At 33.1% G+C, this 2,115-nt stretch carries 1 protein-coding gene; it reads left to right on the plus strand.

Going from position 1 to position 2,115, the window contains the following annotated elements; translation table 11 throughout:
* The first annotated feature begins 1,039 nt into the window (after positions 1-1,039).
* Entirely contained in the window at positions 1,040-2,062 is a 1,023-nt protein-coding gene (locus tag CYP26_RS06490) for a Cj0814 family flagellar-dependent secreted protein (protein ID WP_258031437.1), read from the plus strand.
* Positions 2,063-2,115 lie beyond the last annotated feature (53 nt).

Below are 2,115 nucleotides of genomic sequence, written 5' to 3' on the forward strand. Positions count from 1 at the left end.
TCGTTGCGGGCTTTGTTGTTAATCTGCTTTTAATTTCAAATATTCAATTAATTAATCAAAATTTATTATTATTGTTGTTTCTTGTCTAAGTATAGAATATTAGTTTTTTTATTTTTTTAATTAGTTTTTATTGATTAAATGTAGTAAATTTTTTATATTTGTTTTTAAATGCTTTAGGCTGAATTTAACTTAATGATAATATTAAAAAGCAAAGAACAAAATCAAAGATTGAGCTACAATTACTTAGGCTAGAAAAGAGGTATATTTAATTATTTGCCTTGGATTAAAGTTCTCGAACATATACTAAAATTTGATATAAAAAGTTTTTAGGATTCTAACAATATTTTTTTAAATAGTTATGAAGTTTGAAAGTAGAAAATTTAAGCTGCTTAATGTAATAGATACAAGCAATTAGTAAGGTAGGCTTATTTAAAAAAGTACTATTGAACAAGGATGTAAAAGCTAAAGCAGTTAATAGATTAATAAAATTAGTCAGGTGTGAAAAGTAATTATATTTTACCAAAAAAACTCAAAATTTTAGTAGCTGCTAAAAAGATGCTTACACTTAAACTTATCGGCACTGCAATTAGTGTGCGTCTTTTCAACTGATAGTTTAGATATCACAAAGAAAAATGTATGACTAGAGATTTCTGACTTTGACGATCAGATCAAATCAAGTGTGCAAAAGACTTCAAACGCGGTGCAAATTTTACTTCAAACGTTAGCGTTTCAAGGAGTATGCAAAACAGCTAAAAGAGCTTTGAGCAAAGCTCGTTAAAAACCTCTCTGATAAATTTATAAGTAAATTCCTAATCGGACTTGAAAACGGCAAAAGCATCACCACTAAAGAAATTTACAACATTACCTACCTTGAAAACGACCTCAAATTTAAGGAACTATCTAGCAAAGATAGGCTTTATAAAAAGGTAGATACAAGAGTTTAGGAGTAAATTTATGCAGGTTAAAAACCTTTGCAAAATAAATCTTTTCACAAAAAAGACGATATCTTTGGTGTGAGTTAAAGCTAAAAGGATCTAAGATGATAAACGCACTTGGTAGCTACCCCTTAAATTTAGAGCAGAACATAAAGGTATCAAACAAAGTTGCCACCAACCAAACAAGCTCTCTAGTTTTAGGCTACAAGGTAGATAAAGATGGCTACTTTACAGATGAGTTTAATAAACAAGCTGGCATACCAAGTGATTATAAAATTCACTCAAGCACACTGGAGTCTTTAGTCAGGATAGAGACGCAGTCTGACTATATGCAAAGGACTTTTGATAGCATCGACATACTAAAAACCGTAAATAATGCCTATAAAATTCTCTCCCAAGTAGTTGGCGAAGACACACTAAACTCAAAAGATAGCTTTAGCTTAGATGAGATAAGAAATTTCCCTCAAGGCTTTTCTTATAACCGCCAAAGTATGCAAGTAACCAAGATCCATAACTCCATTCATGAATTTGGCTCGGCTGCGGCTGATTTTAACGGCAAAGATTCCAGCAAATCTATGATAAGCACGCTCTTTTTCAATCCAAGCTTTGATGGCGGAGATGGCAGGCAGCCACTAAAGCCAACAACAGATATCTTTAACAACAACAATGGCGGCAAGGAGAGTGTGGGAAGTGGTGTATTTATGGATCCGCATGGAGAGAAATACACTAATAAAGATGGCTCAATAACTAAAGGCGGACTTATAGCAGCCGTTATAAACAACAACCTTGATGTAAGAGAGGGCGAGACAACAGCACAAGGCAAAAGAGAAGGCTATGACAAAAGCATAGATAGTAAAGAATTTAATAGGACATTTGAGCTGTTTGATCTAATGGGTGAGATGAAATTTGGACCCGGCTTTATAAATGCTACTGATAATGACATAGCTGGCATGCCTAAATATATGCAAGACTACATCAGATCTAAAAGAGACTTTGTCTATATCGACTTACAAAGTGGCTTTGTGAGCACTCCTGAAGATAGGCGTAGGGGATATGAAGAAGACGAACTCTCATTTAAAAAGATGATGGAGCATAATCTAAAAATGCTAAAGCTACTCTTTGGTTAGATAGACAAAGATGGTAAAAAGAGCAAAGACTTTATGGATAGCTTTTTGAAATT

Origin of the sequence: Campylobacter concisus, assembly GCF_002913225.1 — a bacterium.
In the GTDB taxonomy this organism is placed as follows: domain Bacteria; phylum Campylobacterota; class Campylobacteria; order Campylobacterales; family Campylobacteraceae; genus Campylobacter_A; species Campylobacter_A concisus_J.